The following is an 854-nucleotide window of genomic DNA, read 5'->3' as shown; positions in this document are numbered from 1 at the left end:
TACAAAACATATGTTCTATCATAAACCAAATCCGTACAATTTACTACTCGCCTTTCACAGCCGCTACTGTTTTCAAAGCCCTGTCAAAATCTTCATACACCGCATTGCCTACAACGATCACGTCCGCATGCTCTGCGTATTGCTTGGCCGTTTCCGCATCCTTGATGCCGCCGCCATAAAACAAGGTTGACGTTTCCAATACAGCCTTCGTTTTCTTGACAGCTTCTATGTCTCCAAGCATGCCGCTGTATTCTAAATAAAAAATCGGCAGTTGCAGCAGCTCCGACACACGCGCATAGGCGACAATATCATCCATATTCAGATCGGCGTCCGCTTCAGTCAGTGCCGCGGCTTTGCAATCTGGATTTGCGATGCAGTAGCCCTCCGCCACGATTTCTTCCATAGACATCAGTTCTCCGTATTCCTTCATGGCTTTCTGGTGCATTCCGACAATCCAATCCGCGTTTTTGCTGTTTAATACACTCGGAATAAAATATAAGTCAAAGCCGGGAACGATCGCTTCAATCGCTGATACCTCAAGGACACACGGCACCAAAAACCGTCTTACCTTAGACATCATCCGCAGGACATTATCCTCTGTTACACCATCACTGCCTCCGATAATGACCGCATCCGTTCCTGATTCGCAAAGAATCTCCAGCTGTTCGTCAGGCAAATCTTTATTTGGATCGAGTTTAAAGACATGCTTCCACTCCGTTACATCGTACACGTCATACGTTCCTCCATTCGTTTGTTACCATTTAAACATTATAACAAATTCACATAGCGCGGAAAAACGGAAAAAGCCGTTAATCTCGTTATTCACTGAAAAAGGTGTTTTGATTCTATTTTCA

1 protein-coding gene is annotated in these 854 nt (G+C 44.7%); it reads right to left on the bottom strand.

What is annotated here, in order from left to right; translation table 11 throughout:
• Nucleotides 1–43 precede the first annotated feature (43 nt).
• Nucleotides 44–730: a heptaprenylglyceryl phosphate synthase gene (locus ACWHAR_RS25055; RefSeq protein ID WP_014479073.1), complete on the bottom strand. Its 687-nt coding sequence runs from the start codon at nucleotides 728–730 to the stop codon at nucleotides 44–46.
• Between the last annotated feature and the right edge of the window lie 124 nt (nucleotides 731–854).

It is taken from the genome of Bacillus sp. LR--39, assembly GCF_053613335.1.
The sequence above is the reverse complement of the archived record's forward strand: the minus strand, read 5'-3'. Positions and strand labels throughout refer to the sequence as shown.